This window comes from Nocardia salmonicida (assembly GCF_036142455.1).
In the GTDB taxonomy this organism is placed as follows: Bacteria; Actinomycetota; Actinomycetes; order Mycobacteriales; family Mycobacteriaceae; genus Nocardia; species Nocardia salmonicida.
Window position 1 is genome coordinate 2,532,425 of sequence record NZ_CP108014.1, and the last position, 23,867, is coordinate 2,556,291.

The window sequence follows — 23,867 nt, forward strand, 5'->3', positions numbered from 1 at the left end:
GGCACCGCGTCCTCGCCTCTACCCGTGACCACCACCGTACGGCCGAGACGATGTCACTGCCCGCACATCCTCCCTCTCATCGGGAACGCGCGAATCCCGTCCGAGCTGATGACGGCATACGTACCGCACGACTATTTATTTAGCGACCGACCACGTAGAAACTTTTCCGGAATTAACTATCCGGAGTAAATATCTAATAGCGGATAATGATATTGTCAGCACTCTTCTATTGACGATTTCAACCACAGAAATGCGAGAACAGGTTATATTTTTTGAACACCCATTTTGCGGTTCGACTTCTCGTCATACCGCTGCTCGACATTCCTGGAGTTCGCCATGAGATCGACCTCGTCCCTGTTTCGTGCCGACCTTATCGCTCCGGTGGCCGTCGCCACCGTCTTCTGTTTGGCCGCACCGGCAAATGCCGTCCCCATCAGCGTGAACTGGAGCTGTAAAGGCACCGTCTTCGGCATCGGCCAAACCTCGAGTATGACCACATCGGTCACCGGCACCGCACCGGGCTCCGCAGCGTCGGGCTCCGCGGTGGCCATCACCATCACACCGGGCGCCTCGTCGGTTCCCAGTTCGGCTGCCGGCTTCACCGTGAACAACATCAGCAACCTGAAGATGACCATTCCGACTCCGGCGAATTCGACCTTGGTCTCGGCCACCGCCTCCGGGGGCACGGTGGCAGGCACCGTCGCCACGTCAGGTGGGAATGTCGTGCTGACCGTGCCGGGTCCGATTGCCGGCGGCACCAGCTTCACCCCGCCCGCGGTGACCATCAATGTCACCGCAGGCGCCGCCGGAACATCGATCACCAGCAAGTACGCGGGGACCAGTTACACCAGTCCCGGCATGACCATGACGACCAACGTCTCCTTTGTCGGCAACGTCGCGACCTCGTGCTACCCCAACCCGTCCCCGACCCTCACGACCACATCTGTCACCTAAGCCCGCGGACAGGCGCCACAGCACGACGGCCGGTATCCGCCGGTGCCTGTGGTGAACATGCGGACCGGGTTGTGTCAGCAACCCGGTCCATCCGGAGCTGGTGTCCGCCGATGCCGATAGTGGTTGCCACGCTTCAGGTTTGATGTCGTTGCAGCCACCTCGACCGAATAATTCGATGCGCAGTATCGCATCGGCCGCCGTGTCGTACAGTGCATGTCTGACACAGCCACGTTTCGCTTCGACGGCCGGTGCGGTGCCGCTTTCGTGATGTTCGACAGGAGCCGAGATGCCATCCATCGAGACCACCGATCTCTCTGACTACCGGGACCGAATCGGGCGCTCGACACCCGAGGCCTCCTGATCGGTGACCTCTGCTGAGCGGTTCTCTGTTTCAAGTGATCGATGGGAAAGCCTGTGTGCCCGACGACAAGCGAACCCGCCCGGATCTCGGTCGAGCTCAAGAGGGCGCTGGAGTTCTATCACGGAACCGTCGATGATCTGATCCGGGAATTGGTCCGAGTGCTCGGCGTGAACGAGACCGATCGGCGCGCACTGGAAATCGTCCTGCTCGGGGAAGAAAAGTCCACGACGCCGGGAACGCTGGCCGAACGGCTCGGCCTCACCGCTGCCGGCGTCACGATCATGCTCAACCGCCTGGAGAAGCAGGGCTATATCGCCCGCTCGCTGCACCCGACCGATCGTCGTCGCGTCATTGTGGTCGCCACCGAACTCGCAGCCCACCGCATACAGGAACTCGTCGTACCCATGATCGTCGAGAGCTACAAGATGTTGCTGAGTTATTACGACTCCACCGAACTCGAAATAATCGCCGACTTTCTCACCAGAGCGGGCGAGCTGCAACGAATCCATTCGAAACAGCTGCGCGAAGTGGATCCCTACTCGCGACCCCAAAAGTCTCGATCACATAAGTTCCCGGCGCGTCGCGAGGGAGAAAGCAGGAGTTGAATGCGAACCGTCGACAACAGCGCCGCGGCGCCATCGCCCGATCGGTTCCGGCGGCAGACGTCGTATGCGGGCGTGGCGACTGCGTTGGTCACCACAGCGATCGGGATAACGCTCATGGTAAGGGCGGATTCGAGTCCGCCGCTGCGAACGAACAATGCGGAGCCGCTCTCGTCCGAATCGACGATGAACACTTCCGAGTACAGCGCCGTCCCGAGCCAGGCCGACCTGACGGAGACGAGCACGACATATGTCCTACCGAGCGAGGTCCCCGTACCGGGCGACATCTCGACCGCCGACACGGCTACCGTTCCCGGGACCGCCCAGTCGACCGCCGACGCCACCGACCCTGCCACGAGCACGGCCCCTGTGCCGGAAACGCCGGCGGCCGTGACCGCGGATGCCTCGCCCGAGAACTCGGCGGCGATATCGGTGAGCGCGAGTTTCTCGGCCACGGTGAGCTTTCCGGCTCCGGACACGTCCGGTGCACAAGACCCGAGCACGGTCGCCTCGACCTCGATCTCCACGGTGACCGTCACCATGCCCCCGACGGATACGTCGACGGTCACGGTGACAGCCGACCCGAGCACGGTGACGGTGTCGGCTGATCCCTCGACCACCGAGGTGCCGACTACCACCACGACAACCACGATTCCGACCCGCCCGACCACGACAGCCACCAAGCCAGTGGTGTCGACAACACCCGCGTCACCGACAACCACATCGACTCGGCCGACGACGACACCGACGACGACCAAGCCCCCGGCCACGACGAAGTCGACGCGTCCGACCCCGTCGCTCGCACATCCACCGACCACAGCACCGAAGGTGGCGTCAACCGGTTCTCCCCACCCCGAAAATCGTTAGCGCACCACAGCACTCCCCGGATAGCTTGGTCGAGATCCATATGAGCTCTGGGGAGGAGCGAAAGATGTGGAACTGGGGAAGATCTGTCGCAGAACATGCAGCCGCTGCCGGATGGACGACGTGGCCACCGGCCGATACACGACCGACCGTCGTCGACCCTCCGACGTGGCGTCAGGCGCCTGACGAGGACGAAGATCAGAGGGCGCGCCCGCCGGAGCAGTTCGCCGACGGGTCAGGACACGAATCTGCGCCCGGCCCAACTCGATCGAGCCCTGAGCGAGGCAGCATTACACTGCTCCCATGACTGTCGGCTGGATCGTCTCCATGGTCCTCGTCATCGTGGCCGTGGCACTCGCGGTCATCATGCTCGTCACCCGATTCATCCTTCGCGCCATCCGCCGGACAGCCGAGGCGGCCATCGCGGCGAACTTCGCACCCGGTGAAGCCGTGCGCAGCGACCCCGTGGCCAACTACTTCGGGCGAGGCTCGAAGCGCGGGCGGCAAGTGCGCGGCAACGGCGCGCTCGTATTGACCGAGACGCGACTGTGGTTCCGTCGAGCGGGCTCGGATGACGCACTGGAGATTCCGCTCGCCTCGATCACGTCGGTGGACCTCGTGCGCTCCCACGCCGGAAAATCGATCGGTCGCCCGCTGGTCAGCGTGAGCTTCGACGGTGACAGCGCCGCGTGGTACGTGCGCGATTCGACGCAGTGGCGCGACGACATCGCGCGCAGGTGCCCGGCAGCAACTGATCACTGAGCCGTCGTCGCGCTCGGCGCACTGATGTGGCAGATCGCCCATCGGCGACCGGCCCGGGCATTGTTCCCGCACTTGGTGATGGACGCCGCGACGGCCGTGATGGTCTGGCAGGCGCTGAGCGCCTGACCTTCGTTCGAGACGGGTCGCGCCCAGGTAGCGCAGGAGTAGGGGGCCGGCGCTACCTGGGCGATCGACACTATTCGCGCAGCCGAACCTTCTCGAGGAACGGCTGCGCCCCGCGCGGTACCCACCAGTTCCAGGTGCCCGCCAGTCGCATGAAGGCGGGGACCAGAATCATGCGGATCAATGTGGCGTCCACCAGCACAGCCAGCGCCAGTCCGACGCCGAGCATGCGCATGATGGTGACCCCGCTCGTCGCGATCGCCGCGAAGATCACGATCATCATCGCCGCCGCCGCGGTCACCACCTGCCCGGAACGGGCGAGCCCGACCGCGACTGCCCGATCATTGTCGGCCCTGGTGTGCCCAGAGCTCTCCCATTCCTCGGTGAAGCGCGCGAGCAAGAAGACCTCGTAATCCATCGATAGCCCGAACGCCACGCAGAACAGCAGGACCGGGACCGTGGCGACGGTGAAACCGGTGATCTCGGTGCCGAATCCACCGAGGTGTCCCGACTGGAACACCCAGACCAACGCACCGAAGGTCGCCGTGAGCGAGAGGACGTTGAGCGCCAGCGCCTTCAACGGCAGCAGGAAGCTGCCGGTCAGCAACATCAGCAGGATGAACGTGGTGACAGCGATCCAGGCCAGGGCTTTCGGGAAGGCAGCCGCGATCCCGGCGGCCGTGTCGCGCTTCTGCTGAGCCAAACCGCCGAACACCGCGTCGCCGGGTGCAGCGACCGCATCGAGCTCGTCGAGTTGCCGTGCGGCGGCAGGTGAGTACGGATCGAGTGAGGTGGCGATCGTCAGATGGGTACTGTCGGCGCGCGCCGCGCCGGGATCGCCGGGCCCCACCGGTTGCCCGCCCGCATAGGTCCCCGACGGCGCAAGCACCACATCCACCTCGCGCACCCGAGACAGTGCGGCCGCGTACTCTGCCGTCGCAGCGTCGGCACCTTCGCGGTGGACGATGATATGGACGGTGCCGGTGGCATTGGCGTCGAACTGCTCACGGATCGTGTCACCGACCTGACGTGCCTGCGCGGCGGCAGGCAGGACTCGATCGTCGGGCAACCCGACCTGGAGTCCCAGGACCGGCGCACCGGCGATCAGCAGAATTCCCAGCACCGGGAGCGCGATGAGAACGGGGTGCTTCTGCACCGCCACCGCCAGTCGGTACAGGAACATCGACTCGACCGCGGCCGCCTCTCGCAACGGCTTTCGGGTGATCCGCTCACCGAGGAGTGCGAGCAGGGCGGGCACACACGTCAGTGCCAGCACGACCGACAGCGCGACCACGGCGACGCCCGCGTACCCGATGGAACGCAGAAAGTTCATCGGGAAGAACGACATTCCGATCAACGCGATCGCCACCGTCACACCGGAGAACAGCACGGCCCGCCCACCGCGGCGCATGGCCAGCGCGATCGCGGTGTGCTGGTCGTGACCACGAGCGATCTCCTCGCGGAACCGCCCGATGATCAGGAGTGAGTAGTCGATCGCCAGCGCCAGCCCGAGGGCGGTGGTGATGTTGAGCGCGAAGACCGACAGGTCGATGACGAAGGTCAGCACGAACAGCACCGCGGTGGTCGCGACGATGGCCAGCACTCCCACCGCGATCGGAATCGCCGCGGCGACCACACTGCGCAGGAACCAGATCAGCAGCAGAAATGTCAGCGGGATCGCGATCGATTCCGCCAACGCGAGGTCGTGCTCGGCGCGTTCGTTGATCTCCTGGAACGCCATCGCCTGTCCGCCCGCGGTGACGGTGATCTCGCCCGTGGACCCGGTATATCGGGTTGCCAAGTCGGCCGCGGTCTTCTGCGCCTGGCCGTCGTCGCCGGCCAGACCCGCCACGATCAGTCCGACGTGTCCGTCCCGGTCGGTCAACCGGGCGCGGCTGTTCGGGTCGGTCCACGGCGAGTCGACCGACAACACCCGGTCGTCGACGCGCAGATCGTCCACGATGTCGCTCGCGCGATCGGCCCCGGCGCCGGTGAGTACGTCACCGGGCGCTTCGACAGCGAAGATCAGCTGCATTCCCGCGATATCGAAGTCGCGGGCCAGTGCTTGCTCAGCCTGTGAGGACTCCGCGTCGGGGTCGAGAAACCCGCCCGCCGACAAGCGGTCGGTGACCTGCGCACCGAGCAGACCGAACAGCACGAACGCGATACCCGCTACGGCGAGAACCAGTTTCGGCGTTCGGATCGCGATCGTGGCGAACCGTTCGATCATCGCAGGACCACGCGATCACCCGGGGTCCACGCGACCGGCGCCAAGAGGGCCGATCCTGCCCGACGCGTGGAGCGCGGACGGAGTTCGTTCCAGATCGCGTCGTCGGTGAACGCGTCGGCGAGCACACGCGCGCACTGTCCTCGCTGCCCGCGCTCGACGTTCGACGGCATTGTCGGTTGCATATTTCATTTCCCCTTCACTCCCGCCGCCAACAGCAGCGCATGGCGGGCGTCGTCGATCACCGCGTCGTCGGCGGCGACCGGTGCGCCGAACACGACGTAGGCCTGGGCTTCGAGCAGATGGTCCTGTGCGGCAAGACCTTCCATCAGGTCGCCGGGCGGCAGTGCCGACGCGCCGCGGACACGGCCGCTGACGACCGGCCACGGCAGTTCGAGCCCGCGCAAACGCGGCGTCGGCGCAGTCGAACGCTTCGGTGAGCACCGCGTCGAGATCGTAGTCCGGGCCCGGCGCGAACGAACTCGCGGAGCGCCGGGCCGGAACGAATCGCGCGAGATTTCCGGGAATCGGCGGCACCTCGTCGAAGAACACAGGCCTTATAACCCCTCGGCACGAGGGGGGAGACCACCCCGAGAACCTGCATTATGTTAATCAACATTCTTCCTTCAGATCGACCGACAGCCAAACCCCTCAACGGGATTCGACTTGTTAATATCATCCACTACCAGCACATACCGATCGCCATATGTTGTGTGTCACAACAGTTTTCACGACCCACCGGAAGATTGATTCTTCACTCCCGCACGAAGGACGATCAACCGTTGACAGGCGTTCGAGGCAATGAGAGACTTCAAGGATCAGTCTCTCAGACTGCTACGGTATCCGCCAGTATTCGAACGGGGTCAACGATGACCACACCACTTCCCCTACCCGCCGCACCGCACTGCAGGATGCGCGGTTGAGGAAGTCATCGATACACCGCCAACGAGGAACCTCGCTGCTGCGCCGGTACGTCGGCGATCGACGATTCCTGCTCGCGTTGCCACGCGCGGTGGGACTACAGATTCTGCACCCGGCCATCGCGACAGCTCTCGACGAGCACATGGCGATGCGGCTGTGGTACCACAAGGCGCGGACCGTCTCGCAGACGATCGACATGGCCTATGACGAGCGGGACCAGCGGCACCGCATGGTCAACATTCATGGGCACATCAGCGGAATCGACGACCGGGGCACGCGCTTCCACGCGCTGAATCCGGACGTGTTCCACTTTCAGCACGCAACCTACGTGGAGACGCTGGTAGTCGCGATCAATACCTTCATCTCGCCGATGTCGGATCTCGACCACGAACGCCTGTACGCGGAGTGCTGCGAATGGTATCTGCGGTTCGGGGTGTCCGCGCGGGCCATGCCACCGGACTGGGCGAGTTTCGGCGACTATTTCGGGCGCACCTGCGCGCAGGAGCTGCGTCTCACCCCCGCCGGTCGCACGCTCGCACCCGAGGTCTTACGTCCGACCAGCTGGGTTCCGCGGCTGCTGCCGTCCGTCGCCGTGCGCGAGTTGCTGCATCCTCGTACCAGGAAACTGCTCGGCGTGCGAGCGCGACCGGGAGATCGGGCCGCGTTCCGCTCCTACGCCACCGGCCTGCGGATGGCGGCAACGATCGCGCCGTCAGGGATTCGCTTAGTTCCTTCGGCTCGCGCGGAGAGGTCACCGCGACCCGCGTAGAAGGATGATCCATCCAGCCCGCAGAGTCCGGGCAGACGGAGACCGCGCCCGCCCGGTCCCGCGCTACAGCAGCGGCGTCGACTCGGAAGGGCCTTGGCGATACCTGGTCACCGTCAAAGTCTGCGGCTGCGCGTTGCATTCCGAGATGGGCAGCGGGAACCAGAAACTGCCGTCCAACCACACCGGCGCGGGCAGCCCGAGCGCTCGTGGGCCGATCACCCGATTCGACACACCCCAGCCGGCCGCCCCGTTGTGGTCGACCATGTCGGGAGCACCCTTGACGTTCATCGTCATGGTCTGCCCGGCAGTGAAGGTGGGCCGCGAACCCAGCAAAAGCCGCCACGGCTTGCCTGATCACCATTTCGGTCCCACTTCCTCTTCGTTTACGAGAGAATGCTCGGTAACATAAGGCAGTCAATCACGGCTGCCACCTTCCCGAATATCGCGAGGCCCGAGAAATAGCCCATGAACATAACCGATCTACCCTCCTTTCACGGGCAGGGCCAGAGCTCCGCGCCGGGCGGTCGCAGCACCTGAACGGCAGCTCGACGGGCGCCCCAGCTACCGGCGTCACCAGATGCCGCTTCGGCGAGCCCTCCCCCACCCGACAGAACAACAGCATGATCCATCTCGTGACAGAGTGATATACAAAGCATCTCACTCTGTCTAAGGTGGTCTGTAGACCGATACGGCTATCCAGGAGAAAATGTGTCTGAATCCGCAACACCCACCGTCGACGCCACTGAACTGGCTGTTCGCAACCCGGCATCCGGAGAACTGGTCGGCACCGTCGCCGTGTCGACCCCGGAGGAAGTAGCCGCAGCCGCCTCCGCGCTGCGCAAGGCGCAGCCGCGGTGGGCTTCGATCAGCGCGTCCGGACGGAAGCAGTGGCTGCTCAAGCTGCAGGATTGGGTGCTCGACCACACCGACGAGCTGGCGGATTCGATTCAGGACGAGTCGGGAAAGCCCCGCGTGGAGGCCGAGGTCGAGGTCGCGTTCACTGTCGATCTCCTGGGCTACTACGCCCGCAACGCCGCGAAGTTTCTCGCCGACACCGCCGTGAGCCCCCACACCCCGCTGATGCGGATCAAGAAGTTGACCACCACCTACACGCCGTATCCGGTGGTCGGCATCATCACGCCGTGGAACTTTCCCCTCGCCATGCCTGCCTCCGATCTCGTTCCGGCGCTCGCCGCGGGTGCCGCCGTGCTGCTCAAGCCGTCGGAGGTGACCCCGCTGACCCCGCTCGCGCTCGCCCGCGGCTGGGCCGAGATCGGCGCGCCGCCGGTGTTCACGGTGGTCTCCGGCGCCGGAGCCGCCGGTGCCGCGGTGGTCGAGAACGCTGATTTCATCCAGTTCACCGGCTCCGGCAACACCGGGCGCCGCATCGCCGTCGCGTGCGCCGAACGCACGCTGCCCTACAGCCTCGAGATGGGCGGCAAGGACCCGGCGATCGTGCTCGCAGACGCCGATCTCGACCGTGCGGCCAACGGCATCGCCTTCGGCGCGCTGACCAATGCCGGACAGCTGTGCGTGTCGGTGGAGCGGGTGTATGTCGAAGCTCCGGTGTACGACGCGTTCGTCGACAAGCTGGTCACCCATGTCAAGTCGCTGCGGATCGGCCGCGACGATCGCAGCGGAAACATCGATATCGGCCCGCTCGCCAACCAGGCCCAGCTCGACATCGTTACCCGCCACGTCGACGACGCGATCGCCGGCGGAGCGCGCGCGCTCACCGGCGGAAAGGCCACGGGCGAGGGGAACTTCTTCGAACCGACGGTGCTGGTCGACGTCGACCATTCGATGTCGTGCATCACCGAGGAAACCTTCGGCCCGACCATCCCGGTCATCAAGGTCGCCGATGAGAACGAGGCGATCAAGCTCGCCAACGACTCCGAGTACGGACTGTCGGCCTCGGTGTGGACGGGCAACAAGTCCCGCGGGCAGTCGATCGCGCGGCGCTTGACCGTCGGCGCGGTGAACATCAACGACGCCACCATCAACCTGTTCAACTTCGCGCTCCCCCACGGCGGTTGGGGACAGTCCGGCACCGGCTACCGATTCGGCGGCGCGGACGGCGTGCGCAAGTACTGCCGTAAGCAGGCAATCACGGCTCCGGCACTGCCGACGCAGAAGTCCGAACTGGTCTGGTACCCGTACAGCCTGAAGAACTTCGGATTCATGCGCAACGCGATGCGCGTGGCCGGTGCGCGCGGTCGACGCCGCTTCGGCAAGTAAGTGAGCTGCGCCTCGGGTGGATGTGTCACCGGTCGGTGACACATCCACCCGAGGCGAGCGGTGTTCTCTGCCCCACGCGTGGGGTCTAGCGAGGCACGTCCAGCGGACGGAATCCCGGAGCGATGTGATCGCGGGCGAACTTGCGTGCCGCGACCTCGTCGTCGAGCGGGATGACCGTCGGCTTGGTCAGCACCAACGACAGCGCGGTGCGAGCCACCAACTCGGCTACGGGCAGCGGGTCGTAGGCGGGGAGCTTGCCTGCCTCCTGCAAGCGGGTGATGAACTCGGCCAAGAAGTCTCGACCGAGTTCGATCACCGGCGCCCCACCGGTGGTGAGGTAGGGCAGCACGGTGGCGGCGTCGGTGGCGAGCAGGCGGTCGAGCAGCGGGTTCTCCCGCAGGCCGAGGGCGAAGGCGACGAACAGTTCGACAATCTGGTCTTCGGCGCTGGCGCCCTCCTCCGCCTGCCGACGCATCGAGGAGTCGGCCTGATCCAGCAGGTGGCGCACCTGCCAGAGCCCCACCGCCTGGACCACGTCGGTCTTGCCACCGAACCGGCGGTACAGGGTCGCCAAGGACAGCCCGCCACGGCGGGCCACCTCGCCCATGCTGGTGCGCTTGATCCCGAAGTCAAGAAACGCGGCCAAGGCGCCGTTCAGGACATCGGCGTTATCGCGTTCGACACCGCCGTGCCCGCGAATCCGGGCCAGCAACCTGATCGACTCGGCCATATCCCATTCCCCTCAGCTGACAAGAGCCCGAACATAATGTGGTCTGGCGGTGGCCCGCAACCTCGCTGCTCTCAGACCAACGGGCGGCCGAGTCGGTGGCGGCGCCGCATGTCGCGGAGCACGGCCGAGTACGGTTCGATCCGCGCGCGGACGGGTAGCCGTCCGTAGACGGTTCCGATGGCTCGGAACATCAGCCTATGCCGTCGCTCCTGCTCGTCGGTCCACGGAAGGTAGAGCTGCGCGCGCATAGCCTCGGGTAGCAGACCGGAGACGGCGAAACGATGAATATTGGCGAGCACGCGCGGCCTGGGCACATTGCGCAAGCCGACCAGCTTGCGCAGGTATTCGGCGACCACGTCGTCGATCTGCATGCTCGCCAGTCCGGCTTCGAAATAGCTTTCGAAAGCCGCCAGGTCGGTCGGCCACATGTCGGGCTTCATCTGCAACCCGGTGCCGAACTTGGCCCCGTACTGCACGAAGACCTCCTTGGTGGCCCTGTCCAGTGGCCCATAGAGGCGTTCGTGAAGATCCATGACCCCCCAGCACAGGCAGACCGCGACCCACTTCTGCAGCTCGGGATCGAACGCGTTGTACTTCACCTCGGCGCCCGGCGCCGAACGAACGTGTCGATGGACGCTACCGACGGCCTGTCGATACACGTCCCGGTCGTCCTCGGTACCCAGCATCGCCACCGCGATGTAGGTCAGCGTGGTGCGCAGCCGCTTCCACGGATGGACATCGGCGCGGCCGGAGTCGACGGTGCTCTGGACGACGCCGTACCCCACCGGCCGGTTCGCCAGCTGCACAATGACATTCGCACCGGCCCCGGCGAAGGCGCCGATCCCGTCGAGAAATCGCTCGATATCGAAATCCTCGACAGTGCCGTAGCGGCACCTCAGGACCTCGCCGAGATCGTCGACCATGACGGGATCGCTCACCGTTGAAACTTCACGCATAGTCCTGCGTCTCCTTCTTCTGAGCCACGAAGGCTTGATACATTGAGATGATATTCGACTAATCAACTCAAGGGAAGCCTTCGATGCGTACCGCTACGCACCGACGCCCCGTAGCGCCGATGCGCTACGGGGCGTCGTGGTCTCCTGCGGGATCGCTATCAGGCGTGTTCCTTGCGGAGCAGGTGTTTGATCACCTTGCCGCCCGCATTGCGCGGCAGCTCGTCGACGACGATCAGGTCCTTGGGGTGCTTGTACCTGGCCAGATTGGCGTCGAAATGCGGCGCGAGGGCGACGAGGGTGAGCTCGGCGTCCGGCTCGGCGACGACCACCGCGATGGCGACCTCACCCCACTTGTCATCGGCGCGCCCGATGACAGCGGCTTCGCGCACGGCGGGGTGGGCGAACAGGACGTTCTCCACCTCGGCGCAGTAGATGTTCTCACCGCCGGAGATGATCATGTCCTTCTTCCGGTCGACGACGTAGACGAATCCTTCCTCGTCTCGGCGGACCAGGTCACCGGAATGGAACCAGCCGCCTTCGAACGCTTCGGCGGTCGCCTCTGGCTTGTTCCAGTACTCGCGCATCATGGTCGGGCCCCGGTAGACGATCTCGCCGATCTCGCCGGGGGCGACATCGTTCATCTCGTCGTCGACGACGCGGGCGGCGATGGTCGGAATCGGCTGTCCCACGGAGCCGAGTTTGCGGATCGCGTCCTTGCCCTCGAGGACACAGGTGATCGGCGACATCTCGGTTTGCCCGAAGACCGCGATGTTCAAGGCGTCGGGGAACGTGTCGGCCATCGCCTGCAAGACGGTGTCAGAGGCCGGAGCCGCGCCCCAGCTGATCACCCGCAGGCGCAGATCACGCTCGCGCACAGTGGGATCGGCGCACACGATCTGCCACTGCGCCGGGACCAGGAATACCGAGGTGGCCTTCTCGCGCTCCCATGCGTCGAGTACCTGACCGGCATCGAAGGCGAGCAGCGGATGCAGCACGGTGAGGGTGCCGAGCACGAAACACGGTGCGATACTGCCCAATCCGGCGATGTGGAACAGCGGCGCCGCGCAGAAGGCGACATCCTCGGTGGTGTACTGCATCGCGCGGATACAGGTGAGCGCCTGGGCCTGCATATTGGTGTGGGTCAGGACCGCGCCCTTGGGGCTGCCGGTCGTCCCCGAGGTGTACATGATCAGCGCGGCCGAGTCCTCGCTGACGTCGACCGCGGGATGGGGTGCACCCTCTTCGGCCAACAGTTGCTCATAACCCTGCGTGCCGTCACCGGTTTCGCCGCCGACGACGACGCAGGTGGTCAGGGCATCGGTCTGTGCGCGCACCGCCGCGACGAGAGGGGCCAAGGCGGTGTCGGTCACGATCGCCTCGGCGCCGCTGTCGGCGATCAGGTACAGGATCTCCGGTGGGGTGAGCCGGAAGTTCACCGGCACGGCGATGGCGCCCAGGGTATTGATCCCGAACACCGCCTCGAGGTATTCGGTGCTGTTGAGCATCAACACCAGGACGCGGTCACCGAAACCGACACCGCGGCGGGCGAGCGCGTCGGCGAAGGCTTCGGAGCGCTCGTGCAGCTGGCGCCAGCTCGTGTCGACCCCGCGAAACCGCACGGCGGCGGCGTCGGGTTTGACCGTCGCCTGCAGGGCGACCTGGTTCATCCAGTGGTTGCGGCGCGAACGGATCGGTTCCACGTCGAGGTTCATTCGTTTCCTTGCGGTGCGTCGGTGAATCGGGGAGCACGCTTGCCGAGCATGGCCATGGTGCCTTCGTAGAAGTCGGGTGAGACGAGCAGTTCGATCTGGGCGGTTGCCTCGCGGTCGAATGCCGGTTCGAGTCCGCTCAGGGTCGCGGCGTTCACCGCGGCCTTGGTCAGCTCCAGTGAGCGGCGTGGCCCGGCGGCGAGGCGGGTGGCGATGGCGTACACGTGTTCGGTCAGCTCGGCGTCGGGCACGGCCGCGGTGATCAGACCGGCCGCGGCGGCCTCGGGTGCGGGCAGCCGGTTGCTGAGCAAGGCCATTTCCATCGCGCGGGCGCGACCCATCCCCGCGGGGACCAGGGCGGTGGCGCCGCCGTCGGGCAACAGCCCGATGGCAGTGAAAGGCAGTAGGAGATAGGTACTTTCGGCCGCGTAGTGCAAATCGGCGGCCAGGGCCAGCGACGCGCCGACACCCGCTGCCGGACCATTGATCTGGGCGATGACCGGGATGGGCGCTTGGACGACGGCGCGGATCATGCGCGCGGCTTCTGCCATCACCGTTTCCGGGCTCGCCTCGTTGCCGCCGGACGCGGCGGCCGCCGCGAGATCGGCGCCCGTGCAGAACGCACGCCCCTCGCCGGTCAGCACGATCACCCGGATGGTGGAATCGGCCGCGGCGCCTGCGATGACGTCGGCCAATTCGCTCATGGTGGCGAGGTCGATCGCGTTGAGCCGGGCGGGCCGATTGATGCAGATCCGCAGTATGCCGCCCGCGAGGGTGGTCTGGACCGACTCGCTCATGAGGCCACCGCCGTCACGACCGACCCGGCCAGCGATTCGGTGATCAGGGCCTGCGCCTCGGCCATGATGTTCGCGATCAGGTCAGCACAGGTGGGGATGTCGTGGATCAGGCCCTGGCATTGCCCGACGCTCCAGATACCGGCGTCCACGTCGCCGTCTTCGTACACCTTGCGTCCGCGCGCACCGGACACGAGATCGCGCACATCGTCGAAAGTGCCGCCGTTGCGCTCGATGTCGACGACCTGACGGCTCACCGCGTTGTCCGCGACCCGTGCGGTGTTGTGCAGCGTCCGGAAGATCAGCTTGGTGTCGAGCTCGGTATTGGCCACGATCTTTTCCTTGACCACGTGCGCGATCGGCGACTCGACGGTGCACAGGAATCGCGTGCCCATATTGACCCCGTGCGCGCCGAGCGCCAGTGCCGCGACCAGTCCGCGACCGTCCGCGAAACCGCCCGAGGCGATCATCGGGATCTCGATCTCCCTGGCCGCCGCGGGAATCAGTACTAGGCCCGGAGTGTCGTTCTCGCCGGGATGCCCGGCACATTCGAAGCCGTCGATGCTGATCCCGTCCACACCGACCTGTTGCGCCTTGAGCGCGTGCTTGACGCTGGTGCACTTGTGCAGCACCTTGATGCCCGCGTCCTTGAAATAGGGCAGGTGGGTGGCCGGGTTGCCGCCCGCGATCTCGACGATCTTCACCCCGCTGTCGATGATCGCCTGCCGGTATTCCGCGTAGGGCGGGGGCGTGATCGAGGGCAGAACCGTGAGGTTGACCCCGAACGGCTTGTCGGTGAGGTCGCGGGTCCTGGCGATTTCGTTGCGCAGCTCGGCCGGGGTCGGCTGGGTCAGGCCGGTGATGATGCCGAGCCCGCCCGCGTTGGACACCGCAGCGGCCAGCGGGGCGCGGCCGACCCACATCATGCCGCCCTGGACGATCGGGTGCTCGACACCGAATGCCTCGGTGAATCTGGTGCGCAGCATGGAGCCTCTCTCCGCTCGGGAGTTCCGCACCGGTCGAAACGAAACCCTCGGGCCTCTTTGCTTCCGGCGAGAATGGTGATTAACTTAACGAGAATTGCAGTTAACTTATCTGGGTAGGGGCTGCTGTGTCAACGGCCACACTCCCCACCTCGACTCGGTGGATCCTGCGTCCGCGCTCTCGCGCGAGCGACCTGGCTCTCATCTGACCGAAAATCGAAGGAGAACTTCACTATGGGCGTCGAATTCAGCCCGGAACAACAGGATTTCGCGGCGGCGGTCGCCGCGTTCGCCAAACGCGAGGCAGGTACCAGGGAAAAGCGTGACGCGCTGACCGAACACGACGCCGAGCAACACAACCCCGGCCTCTACGCCAAGATGGCCGAACTCGGCTGGCTGGGCCTGACCGTGCCCGAACAATACGGTGGCTCCGACGCCACGATGGTCGACATGTGCATCCTGCTCGAGGAATCCATGCGCGGACTGCTCCCGATCGGTGCGATCGGACCGACCCTGATCACCGGTGGCGCCTACGCCAAGTTCGGTACCGAAACACAGAAAGACACCGTGTTGCGGGGCATCGTTCGTGGTGCGTCGCAGTCGATCTCGATGTCAGAACCCGAAGCCGGTTCCGACGTCGGTAACATCACCACCCGCGCGGAGAAGACCACCGACGGGTGGTTGATCAACGGGCAGAAGACCTGGTGTTCCAACGCCCATATCTCCGAGAACATCCTGCTCGTGGCCCGCACCGACCGCAGCGGCGGCAAGCACGAGGGCTTGACCATGTTCCATGTGCCCGCCGGCACCCCGGGGTTGAAGATCAACCCGATCGAGTTGATGGGCAACCAGAAAGAAACCAACGACCTCTACTTCACCGACTGCCTACTGCCCGAGGACGCGGTCGTGGGTGAGGTCGGTAACGGGTGGCGGCAGTTGATGACGGGGTTGAACTTCGAACGGCTGATCCTGGCCGCGATGAGTTTGGGTGCGGCCGAGCGCGCGTTCGACGACACCGTGCAGTTCGTTTCCGAGCGTAAGCAGTTCGGTCGGCCGATCGGGACGTTTCAGGCGTTGCGTCACCGCGTCGCTGACCTCGCGACCGAGATCGAGTGCACCAAACTGTTGGTTTACAGCGTCGCTGCCGCGGTGGATGCGAATCCGTCCAAGACCTTCGCGCGGGAGGCGTCGATGGCCAAGCTCAAGGCCACCGAAACCTCTAAACAGGTCGCGTTGGCCGGGATGCAGATGATGGGTGGTTACGGGTACGCCCGCGAGTTCGACATGGAAAAGCATGTCCGTGGTGCTTTGGTCTCGACCATCTTCGGTGGCACGAGCGAGATCCAGCGCGACATCATCGGCAAGACCTACGGTCTCTGACGTATCAGGCGCCCGGCCGTGCGGTCGGGCGCCCTCGCCGTCGCCCGCGGCTGGGCACTAGCGGGGTAACGGCTGACCGAGGGCGACCGTCTCGAGGAGCCGAATCACCTTCTCCTGCGGGCAGATCTCCCCGTCGCCGAAGATGCGGACGAGGTCGACGACCAGGCTGAAGCAAGCGTGCACGAGGATGCGCGCCTCCCCCATCGTCAGCTGCGGGCGCGCCCCGACGACCAGCTCGGCCCACTCGGTGATGATCAGTTGCTGCAGGTGTCGCAGCGCGAGCTGATCGGCGGGGTCGATGTGACCGAACTCGGCGTAGTAGACGAAGGCCAGGGCACGTTCGGCGAACGAGTCGCGAACGTAGAGGTCGATCAGCACACCGAGCGCCTCCGCTGGGGTATCGGCCGCTAGTACCGCGGGGGTGATCGCCGTCGATACGCGATCGGCCGCCAGCCGGAACGCGGAGCTCAACAGATCGCTCTTGCCACGGTAGTAGCGGTATATCGCCGATGCGGCCGACAGGTTCGCCGCGACGGCGATATCTTCCATGCTGACGTTCGGGTAGCCCCGCTCGTGGAAGAGCGTGACCGCCGCGCGCAGTAGCTGCTCGTGCTTGAACAGCTGCGGGTCGGCGTCGGGCTTCACCTCGTCCGCGCAGATCCGCGGCGGGGTCAGATCGGCGTCGATGACCGCCCAGCAGGCAGAACGTAGGAGTGCGGCCAGAGCGTGCGCGGGCACGCTGACATGGTGGTCGCCGATGCTGCTGGTCAGCGCGAAGATCGACACCGCGCGGACCGCGCGATCGTGCCCGTTCAGCTCAGGGTGTACCTGGCCGATCAGGGCTCGCAGCACGCGGATCGACGAGGTGAACTCGGCGATGAACAGCTCGTAGTCGGCAGGCTCGAGGTAGCGACGGTCCCACCGGGCCAGCCCGACTGTCGTCCGATTGGTGATCGTCATCGTGATCATCGAGTCGAGGAAGTGGTCGACGCGCTCGCGCGGGGACCACTGCTCGGCGTCCTCGGGCAGCTCGGCGGCACGCACCATGAGCCCCGCCAACCGGAAGAGCTCTTCCCGGAACAGCGCGTACTTGCTGGGAAAGTGCCGATACAGCGCGGTCGGACTGATATCGAGCCGCTTGGCGATGTCGTCCATGCTGACACTGTGATACCCGTGCGCGCCGAACGCCGCCGCCGATTCCGCCGCGATCTGGGCGCGCCTGTTCTTCGGCCTGCGCCTGACCTGGCGCCGCTGCGAGCCCGCCCGTGGCCCGTCTGCCTGTGTGCTCGTCGTCTCGCCCTTTGTTCGACGCGCTGCGTGCGAGTTCGTCTAGCCCTCGCTGACATGATATGCCCGCGTGCACGCAGCGCCGATGTGGCGATCGTCGAACGATGACGAGACCTCAGCCCCCGAGCGAGTAGCGCAATGCGGCGGGCGCGGTAGCGGGGACAGCGGGCTGGTTCGGCATGACCGGTGTGACGCGGACGTACGCCGACCCCAGCGCGGGACGGGGGTCGGCCTCGCCCTTGTTGGGCCAGAACGCCATCGCACGCTCCGCCTGCGCGGTGATGGTCAACGACGGGTTCACCCCGAGGTTGGCCGTGACCGCACTGCCGTCGGCGATGTGCAGGCCCGGATATCCGTAGACCCGCTGCCATGGGTCGACGACACCGGTATCGGCAGAGTCGCCGATCGTAGCGCCGCCGATGTAATGCGCGGTGGCCGGAATGCCGAGCAGGTCGGTGATCAGATTTCCCGCGTCACCGTCGATTTCGGCGGCGTACTCGCGAGCGATGTCGTGCGCGATCGGGATCCACTCAGGATTCGGTTCCCCCGACCCCTGTTTGGTGACCAGACGTCGCCCTTTGAGATAGGAGGTCAGCGAGTTGTCGAGTGATTGCATCACGAGCAGCACGACCGAGCGCTCGGCGGCGCGATAGACATTCTTCAGCCGGATGAATTGAAGCGGATGCGCGAGCACCATGAGCAGCAGCCGCAGCACCCGGAAGGCGCCGCCGTCGATCATCGGCAGGCCCTGGGTGAACAGCGCATTGTGCCCTTTGCCGTACGAGCACACCTCGATATGGGTTTGCGGCTCAGGATGAATCGAGGAGGTGATCGCCACGCCCTGAGACATGTCGTAGCGACTACGACTGCAGACGGCGACCACCGCCTCGGAATTGCTTCTGGTCAGCTCACCGAGCCGTGGCGACAATTTCGGCAGCACACCATCGTTTCGCATGCGGTGCAGCAACTTCTGGGTTCCCAGCGCGGCCGCGGCGAAGACGACTTGGCCCGCGGTGAACGTGCGCCGATCCTTGCGGACGACACCGCCCGAACGCATGGTGTCCACGACATAGCCGCCGTCGCCGTCGGGCCGCACCGAGGTGACCGTGGTGAGCGGGTGTACCTCGGCGCCGTTGCGCTCGGCCAGGTACAGATAGTTCACCGTGGTGGTGTTCTTGGCGTTGTGCGTGCACCCGGTCAGACATTCGGAGCAATGAATGCAGCCCGCGCGCGTCGGCCCGGCGCCACCGAAATACGGATCGGGCACCTCGGTGCCCTCCTCGCCCTCGTTGAAGAAGACCCCGACATTCGTGCGGTGGAACGTGTCGGCGACCCCGCGTCGCTCGGAAATCGTCAGCAGCACTGCGTCTTTGGGTCCCACGCGTGGATTGGTTCGCACGCCGAGCATCCGTTTGGCCTGGTCGTAGTACGGCGCCAACTCCGACTTCCAGTCCGTGATGTGCGACCACGCGCGATCTTCGTAGAACGCGGGCAGCGGCTCATAGAGGGTATTGCCGTAGATCACCGACCCTCCCCCGACCCCCGACCCGCTGAAGACCGCGCACTTGCCGAGAACGCTGATGCGCTGCGGTCCGGTCAGGCCGAGTCGGGGCATCCACAGCGACTTGCGGATATTCCAATTGGACTTCGGGAAGTCCTCGGGATTCCACCGCCGCCCGGATTCGAGAACACCGACGCGGTAACCCTTCTCGGTCAGCCGCAGGGCCGTGACGCTGCCGCCGAACCCGGAACCGATCACGATCACGTCGAAGTCGTACTCGGTCATGACTTCGCTCCTTGCCCCACAGGCCCCTCGACGACGTACTCGGTCAGCGCCTTGCGCACGATCTTGCCGGTGGGATTGCGCGGCATCTCGTCGAGGAACACCACGTCACGGGGCACCTTGTACCTGGCGAGATTGTCCTTGACGTAGTCCTTGATCTCCTGCACGTCCGGCTTGTGGTCGGTGGCGGGAACGACGAAGGCACGCAATCGCTGTCCGAAGTCCGCGTCGTCGACACCGATCACCGCGACGTCGGCGATATCGGCGCGACCCATCAGCAGATTCTCCACCTCCAGCGGATAGACGTTCTCGCCGCCGCAGACGACCATGTCGTCGTCGCGGCCGTCGATGAACAGCAGCCCGTCGGCGTCGAAGTGGCCCATGTCCCCGGTCGACATGTACCCGTCGATGATCTGTTTGGTCTTCCCGTCGGTGTAGCCCTCGAACGGGGCGACGGTGCGAGCGAAGATGCGCCCCGAGACGTTCGCCTCGGTGATCCGGCGATCCTCGCTGTCGTAGAGCGCGATGCGCGCGGTGACCGGCGCCCGGCCGACAGTGCCTGGCGCACGCCGCAATTCGTGCGGCTGGGCGACGGCGGTGATCGCGACCTCGGTGGAGCCGTACCCGTTGTAGAGCACGTCGCCGAAGGCGTCCTGCCATCGGGTCGCCAGGTCGGGTGGCAGCGGTGCGCCGCCGACGAAAACGGTGCGCAACGTCGAGGTGTCGTACTCGGCGATGGTCTCGGGACCGAGCGCGAGAATGCGGTTCAACTGGGTCGGCACCGCGACCAGCATCTGGGCCGAATGCTTCTCGATCGCTGCCAACGTGGCTTTCGCGTCGAAGCGGCGCCGCAGCACGATGTGTGCGCCGAGCGCGCTGGCTATCGTCCAGGTGCCCATACCCGTGGTGTGAAAGACCGGGGTCGCGATCATCACGACCCCGCCGCGCGGAAACGGCACCCGGTCGACGACGAGTGCGGTGGCGAACGGAGATACCTTGGTCCGCGGCGCACCCTTGGGCAGACCGGTGGTCCCGCTGGTGAGTATGATGAAGCCGGCGGGCCGGTCCGGCGGGGGCAGCGGGTCTCTGCTGTTCGCCGACACCAGCATGGCGATGGTCAGTGCGCCCGGCGGCAGCGGGTGTTCCGCATCGACCCAGCTGAGAATCCGTGGCATGTTCGCGGGCAGCGCATCGACCAGTCCGGCGAATTCGCTGTCGAACAGAATCGCGCGAACCTTCTCCCGCACAGCGACTTCGGTGAGCTGCGGCTTGGCGAAACTGGTGTTCAGCATGGCCAGGCGCAACCCGGCCTTGCCCGCTGCCACCATCGCCAGCACCAGGCCACGATGGTCACGCGCCAGCACGCCGATCACCTCGCCGCCGCGCAGGCCCTGCCCGAGCAAACCGTGGGCCAGGGCGTTGGACTGCTCGTCGAGCTCGCGATAGGTCAGCACCCCGCGCTCGTCGGTCAGCGCGGGTTCGTCGGGCCGATCGGCCGCCCCGGCGATGATCATCGCCGCCTGCGGGCCGTAGGAGTTGTTGAGCGCGATCATGCGCTTGATCCGGCGCGGTCGCCATAGGTCGATCAGGCCGGTTCGGTGCAGTCGGCGCACCGCCGTCAACTTCTCGCGTACGTCGGCCACAGCGCCGTTCGTCAGCTTCATCGATGATCCTCTGGTGAGTTCTGGTCGGCGAATTTCACTGGCCCGCGGTCGTTGTCGTGCCGGGGCGCAGGTGATAGTGCTCGGGGCGCAGTGTTCGGGTCTGCAGTCGATAACTCACGACCGCGCCCGGCCAGTTGTTGGTGATCCGGCCCGCGGCGTTGCGGTACCAGCTCGAGCACAGACCCCACGGCGTACGGTCGAGCCGGGCTTGCAGCTTCACGTCGTATTCCTCGGCCACCGCACGCCGGACATCGAGCGTGTGCGCCGGATTGCGGGACAGTTCCTGCATCCCCTGGCGGATGTAGCGAGCCTGCGATTCGATCATGTAGACGATCGAGCCGACGCCCAGATTCGTATTGGGCCCGTACACCATGAACATATTCGGAAATCCCGGCACCGACATGCCGTGATAGGCGCGGGCACCGCCCTGCCATTCGTCCTCCAGCTTGCGCCCGTTCGCGCCGTGGATCGTCATCGGCCACAGGAATTCGGTGCCCTTGAACCCGGTTCCGTAGATGATCACGTCGACCTCGTGCAGCACACCGTCGGCGGTTCTCACCCCGGTCGGCACGATTTCGGCGATCTCGGTCGTCTCCACCCGCACGTTCGGCTGGGTCAGCGCCGGATAGTAGTTGTTGGAGAACAGCCCGCGCTTGCAGCCGGGTGCGTAGTCGGGCGTCAGTTTCGCGCGCAACTCCGGGTCGGTGACCTGCTTGCGCAGATGATTCACCGCGATCTTGGCGACCAAGCCCCTGATCGCGGGGACATCGGCGATGCCGAGCGACAGGAACTCACACAGCGCCCAGACCGCGAACCGCTCGGCCAGCCGGACCGGCGGCACCGCCGCGAACATCCGGTGATGCCAGGGCTTGTACTCGACATCGGGCTTGGGCAGCACCCACGCCGCCGAGCGCTGGAACAGCGTCAGCGCCGCCACCTGCGGCTGGATGGCGGGCACGAACTGGATCGCGCTGGCGCCGGTACCGACAACGGCTACCCGCTTGCCCGTCAGGTCGATGCTGTGGTCCCACTCCGCGGAGTGGAACGCGGGTCCGTCGAACGAGCCGATGCCCGCGATGGTGGGCAGCGCGGGCCGCGACAGCTGGCCGACCGCGGAAATCAGCACGTCGGTGGTCACCTCGTAGCCGTCGGCGGTGCGCACCGTCCATGTCCCGCTCGCATCGTCGAACTCGGCGTCGGTCACCTCGGACTCGAACCGGATCCGCTCGAGCAGCCCGTTGTCGCGCGCCACCTCACGCAGATAGGCGTAAATATCGGACTGTCCCGAAAATCGCTTGGGCCAATCGGATTTCGGCACGTAGGAGTACGAGTAGAGCGGGGACGGAATATCGCAACCGGCGCCCGGGTAGGTGTTCTCCCGCCACACGCCACCCACGTCCGAGGCCCGCTCCAGGATGACGAGGTCATCGAAACCATGGCGCAGCAGTTCCATCGCCATGCCGAGACCACCGAACCCGGTGCCGATGATGACAGCGGACGGCGTTGTCCGAATGCGCATAGCGAAGCTCCTCGAGTCATGGATATCTCGGGTCAACGGTAGGTCGCCGTCGACGCGGTGACGAGGACGCGCGCGGACAGAAAATTGACATTTCAGGCCATAATGAGGGCATGCGCGCGCGGCAGGAGCCAGAAGTGGACACGTGGGACTTCCCACGGGGTGTCGCCAGTGTCGCCGTGATGTATCGGTTCGCGGTCGAGCACGGCGCCGATGCCACGTCCATCCTCGGCGGCACCGGTCTGTCCGTCGCCGACCTCGACTCCGCCGACCGCCAGATCGATGCCCGTACGGAACTGCTGGTGGTTCGCAATCTGCTGCGCGAACTCGGAACCAGGCCCGCGCTCGGCATCGAGGTGGGTCGGAGTTATCGCATCAGCGCCTTCGGCATCTACGGCTACGCCTGGATCACCAGTCCCACCCTCGGCGAGGCGATCTCCTTGGCGCTGAGCTACTTTCAGTTGAGCTTCGCGTTCTGCACGCCGGTCGTGGAAGTCAACGACCAGCAGATGATCGCCCGGATCCGACACGATCGGATACCCGATGACGTACGGCAATTTCTCGTCGAGCGCGACACCTTCGCGATGCATCGAGTGCTCGGCGACCTCCTCGGGCGACCGGTCGACATCCACCATGCGCGGTTCGCGTTCCCCGAACCCGACTATGGGGACCACATCGCGGCAATCTTGGGCGTACAGCCCCGATACGCGCAGGCCGAAACCAGCATGTCGATCTCCGCCGAAACCCTGAACCAGCCACTGCCGCAGGCGAATCAGGCCACATTGGCACTGTGCCTGGCGCAATGCCGTGAGCTGATCGACCGCCGGACCACCCGCACCGGGATAGCGGCCAACGTTCGCGACCACCTCCTGGCAGGCAGCGGTAGCGCGGGGATCGCGAGACCGCCGTCGCTGGACGCGGTCGCTCACGACCTCGGCATCACCAGCCGCACGCTACGACGATATCTCGCCGCGGACGGGACCAGCTACCGCGTCTTGCTCGACGAGGCACGGCGCGGTCTGGCCGAGGACATGTTGGCCGCTACCGCGCTCTCGGTCGAGGAGATCTCCGCGCGGCTCGGCTACACCGAGGCAGGCCCCTTCATCCGCGCCTTCAAACGCTGGACGGCCACCACACCGGCCGCCTACCGGCGCACCCGAGGTCGCCGCTGATCACGCCGACCCAGGCCGCGCACGACGCACTATTGACGTTCTGCCAATATATCTGACAATCTGTTTTCGCAG

22 protein-coding genes are annotated in these 23,867 nt (G+C 65.6%); 7 read left to right on the plus strand and 15 right to left on the minus strand.

Translation table 11 applies throughout. The features are described from left to right. Positions 1-263: 263 nt before the first annotated feature. On the minus strand, positions 264-635 hold the full coding sequence (locus OHS03_RS12020; protein ID WP_328662810.1) for a hypothetical protein: 372 nt from the start codon (positions 633-635) through the stop codon (positions 264-266). Between OHS03_RS12020 and OHS03_RS12025 the strand changes: the two genes are divergently transcribed. After that, a complete protein-coding gene (locus OHS03_RS12025) occupies positions 628-954 on the plus strand; it encodes a hypothetical protein (RefSeq protein ID WP_235569786.1) in 327 nt (108 codons plus the stop codon). The genes OHS03_RS12020 and OHS03_RS12025 overlap by 8 nt on opposite strands. Positions 955-1,482: 528 nt before the next feature. Beyond that, entirely contained in the window at positions 1,483-1,920 is a 438-nt protein-coding gene (locus OHS03_RS12030; RefSeq protein ID WP_328662811.1) for a MarR family winged helix-turn-helix transcriptional regulator, read from the plus strand. On the opposite strand, the gene OHS03_RS12035 is transcribed toward OHS03_RS12030, so the two are convergent. Beyond that, the gene (locus tag OHS03_RS12035; RefSeq protein ID WP_328662812.1) at positions 1,851-2,735 is read right to left on the minus strand and encodes a hypothetical protein; all 885 of its coding nucleotides are present in this window, start codon (positions 2,733-2,735) and stop codon (positions 1,851-1,853) included. The genes OHS03_RS12030 and OHS03_RS12035 overlap by 70 nt on opposite strands. 349 nt (positions 2,736-3,084) lie before the next feature. On the opposite strand from OHS03_RS12035, the gene OHS03_RS12040 reads away from it, so the two are divergent. Further along, positions 3,085-3,543 (plus strand): hypothetical protein, encoded by a 459-nt coding sequence (locus OHS03_RS12040; protein ID WP_328662813.1) that lies wholly within the window; start codon positions 3,085-3,087, stop codon positions 3,541-3,543. A 196-nt stretch (positions 3,544-3,739) separates the two neighbouring features. Here OHS03_RS12040 and OHS03_RS12045 read toward each other — a convergent pair whose 3' ends face one another. From OHS03_RS12045 to OHS03_RS12055, 3 genes are read right to left on the minus strand one after another with little or no spacing between them, the layout of a single operon-like run. After that, complete coding sequence (locus tag OHS03_RS12045) at positions 3,740-5,896, minus strand: MMPL family transporter (protein ID WP_328662814.1); 2,157 nt, start codon at positions 5,894-5,896, stop codon at positions 3,740-3,742. Then, the gene (locus OHS03_RS12050) at positions 5,893-6,078 is read right to left on the minus strand and encodes a hypothetical protein (RefSeq protein WP_328662815.1); all 186 of its coding nucleotides are present in this window, start codon (positions 6,076-6,078) and stop codon (positions 5,893-5,895) included. Before OHS03_RS12050 ends, OHS03_RS12045 begins: the two co-directional genes overlap by 4 nt. Positions 6,079-6,081: 3 nt before the next feature. Beyond that, positions 6,082-6,300, minus strand: coding sequence for a hypothetical protein (locus OHS03_RS12055; protein ID WP_328662816.1), 219 nt, complete (start codon positions 6,298-6,300; stop codon positions 6,082-6,084). A 512-nt stretch (positions 6,301-6,812) separates the two neighbouring features. Here OHS03_RS12055 and OHS03_RS12060 point away from each other — a divergent pair. Continuing rightward, on the plus strand, positions 6,813-7,583 hold the full coding sequence (locus OHS03_RS12060; protein ID WP_328662817.1) for an oxygenase MpaB family protein: 771 nt from the start codon (positions 6,813-6,815) through the stop codon (positions 7,581-7,583). A 63-nt stretch (positions 7,584-7,646) separates the two neighbouring features. Here OHS03_RS12060 and OHS03_RS12065 read toward each other — a convergent pair whose 3' ends face one another. Continuing rightward, the gene (locus OHS03_RS12065; RefSeq protein ID WP_328662818.1) at positions 7,647-7,871 is read right to left on the minus strand and encodes a hypothetical protein; all 225 of its coding nucleotides are present in this window, start codon (positions 7,869-7,871) and stop codon (positions 7,647-7,649) included. Positions 7,872-8,291: 420 nt separating this feature from the next. On the opposite strand from OHS03_RS12065, the gene OHS03_RS12070 reads away from it, so the two are divergent. Next, the gene (locus tag OHS03_RS12070; protein WP_056820338.1) at positions 8,292-9,821 is read left to right on the plus strand and encodes an aldehyde dehydrogenase family protein; all 1,530 of its coding nucleotides are present in this window, start codon (positions 8,292-8,294) and stop codon (positions 9,819-9,821) included. Positions 9,822-9,906: 85 nt separating this feature from the next. Here OHS03_RS12070 and OHS03_RS12075 read toward each other — a convergent pair whose 3' ends face one another. The 5 genes from OHS03_RS12075 to OHS03_RS12095 form a co-directional block, all read right to left on the minus strand. After that, positions 9,907-10,551, minus strand: coding sequence for a TetR/AcrR family transcriptional regulator (locus tag OHS03_RS12075; protein WP_328662819.1), 645 nt, complete (start codon positions 10,549-10,551; stop codon positions 9,907-9,909). A gap of 71 nt (positions 10,552-10,622) precedes the next feature. Continuing rightward, positions 10,623-11,507 (minus strand): oxygenase MpaB family protein, encoded by an 885-nt coding sequence (locus OHS03_RS12080; protein ID WP_328662820.1) that lies wholly within the window; start codon positions 11,505-11,507, stop codon positions 10,623-10,625. A 158-nt stretch (positions 11,508-11,665) separates the two neighbouring features. After that, positions 11,666-13,219, minus strand: coding sequence for a fatty-acid--CoA ligase FadD5 (gene fadD5, locus OHS03_RS12085; RefSeq protein ID WP_328662821.1), 1,554 nt, complete (start codon positions 13,217-13,219; stop codon positions 11,666-11,668). Beyond that, positions 13,216-14,013, minus strand: a complete 798-nt coding sequence (locus OHS03_RS12090) for an enoyl-CoA hydratase (protein WP_328662822.1) — start codon at positions 14,011-14,013, stop codon at positions 13,216-13,218. The genes fadD5 and OHS03_RS12090 overlap by 4 nt, the downstream gene beginning before the upstream one ends. Then, positions 14,010-14,996, minus strand: coding sequence for an NAD(P)H-dependent flavin oxidoreductase (locus OHS03_RS12095; RefSeq protein ID WP_328662823.1), 987 nt, complete (start codon positions 14,994-14,996; stop codon positions 14,010-14,012). The genes OHS03_RS12090 and OHS03_RS12095 overlap by 4 nt, the downstream gene beginning before the upstream one ends. A 231-nt stretch (positions 14,997-15,227) precedes the next feature. Here OHS03_RS12095 and OHS03_RS12100 point away from each other — a divergent pair, with 231 nt between their 5' ends. Then, entirely contained in the window at positions 15,228-16,373 is a 1,146-nt protein-coding gene (locus tag OHS03_RS12100; protein ID WP_328662824.1) for an acyl-CoA dehydrogenase family protein, read from the plus strand. Positions 16,374-16,430: 57 nt separating this feature from the next. On the opposite strand, the gene OHS03_RS12105 is transcribed toward OHS03_RS12100, so the two are convergent. The 4 genes from OHS03_RS12105 to OHS03_RS12120 all read right to left on the minus strand — a co-directional run bounded on the left by OHS03_RS12105 (position 16,431) and on the right by OHS03_RS12120 (position 22,626). Then, on the minus strand, positions 16,431-17,528 hold the full coding sequence (locus OHS03_RS12105; protein ID WP_407942477.1) for a TetR/AcrR family transcriptional regulator: 1,098 nt from the start codon (positions 17,526-17,528) through the stop codon (positions 16,431-16,433). Positions 17,529-17,775: 247 nt separating this feature from the next. Then, entirely contained in the window at positions 17,776-19,446 is a 1,671-nt protein-coding gene (locus tag OHS03_RS12110; protein ID WP_328662825.1) for a GMC oxidoreductase, read from the minus strand. After that, positions 19,443-21,107, minus strand: a complete 1,665-nt coding sequence (locus OHS03_RS12115; protein WP_328662826.1) for an AMP-binding protein — start codon at positions 21,105-21,107, stop codon at positions 19,443-19,445. Before OHS03_RS12115 ends, OHS03_RS12110 begins: the two co-directional genes overlap by 4 nt. Positions 21,108-21,141: 34 nt before the next feature. Beyond that, the gene (locus OHS03_RS12120; protein ID WP_328662827.1) at positions 21,142-22,626 is read right to left on the minus strand and encodes a flavin-containing monooxygenase; all 1,485 of its coding nucleotides are present in this window, start codon (positions 22,624-22,626) and stop codon (positions 21,142-21,144) included. Positions 22,627-22,736: 110 nt separating this feature from the next. Here OHS03_RS12120 and OHS03_RS12125 point away from each other — a divergent pair, with 110 nt between their 5' ends. Then, entirely contained in the window at positions 22,737-23,795 is a 1,059-nt protein-coding gene (locus OHS03_RS12125; RefSeq protein WP_328662828.1) for an AraC family transcriptional regulator, read from the plus strand. Positions 23,796-23,867 lie beyond the last annotated feature (72 nt).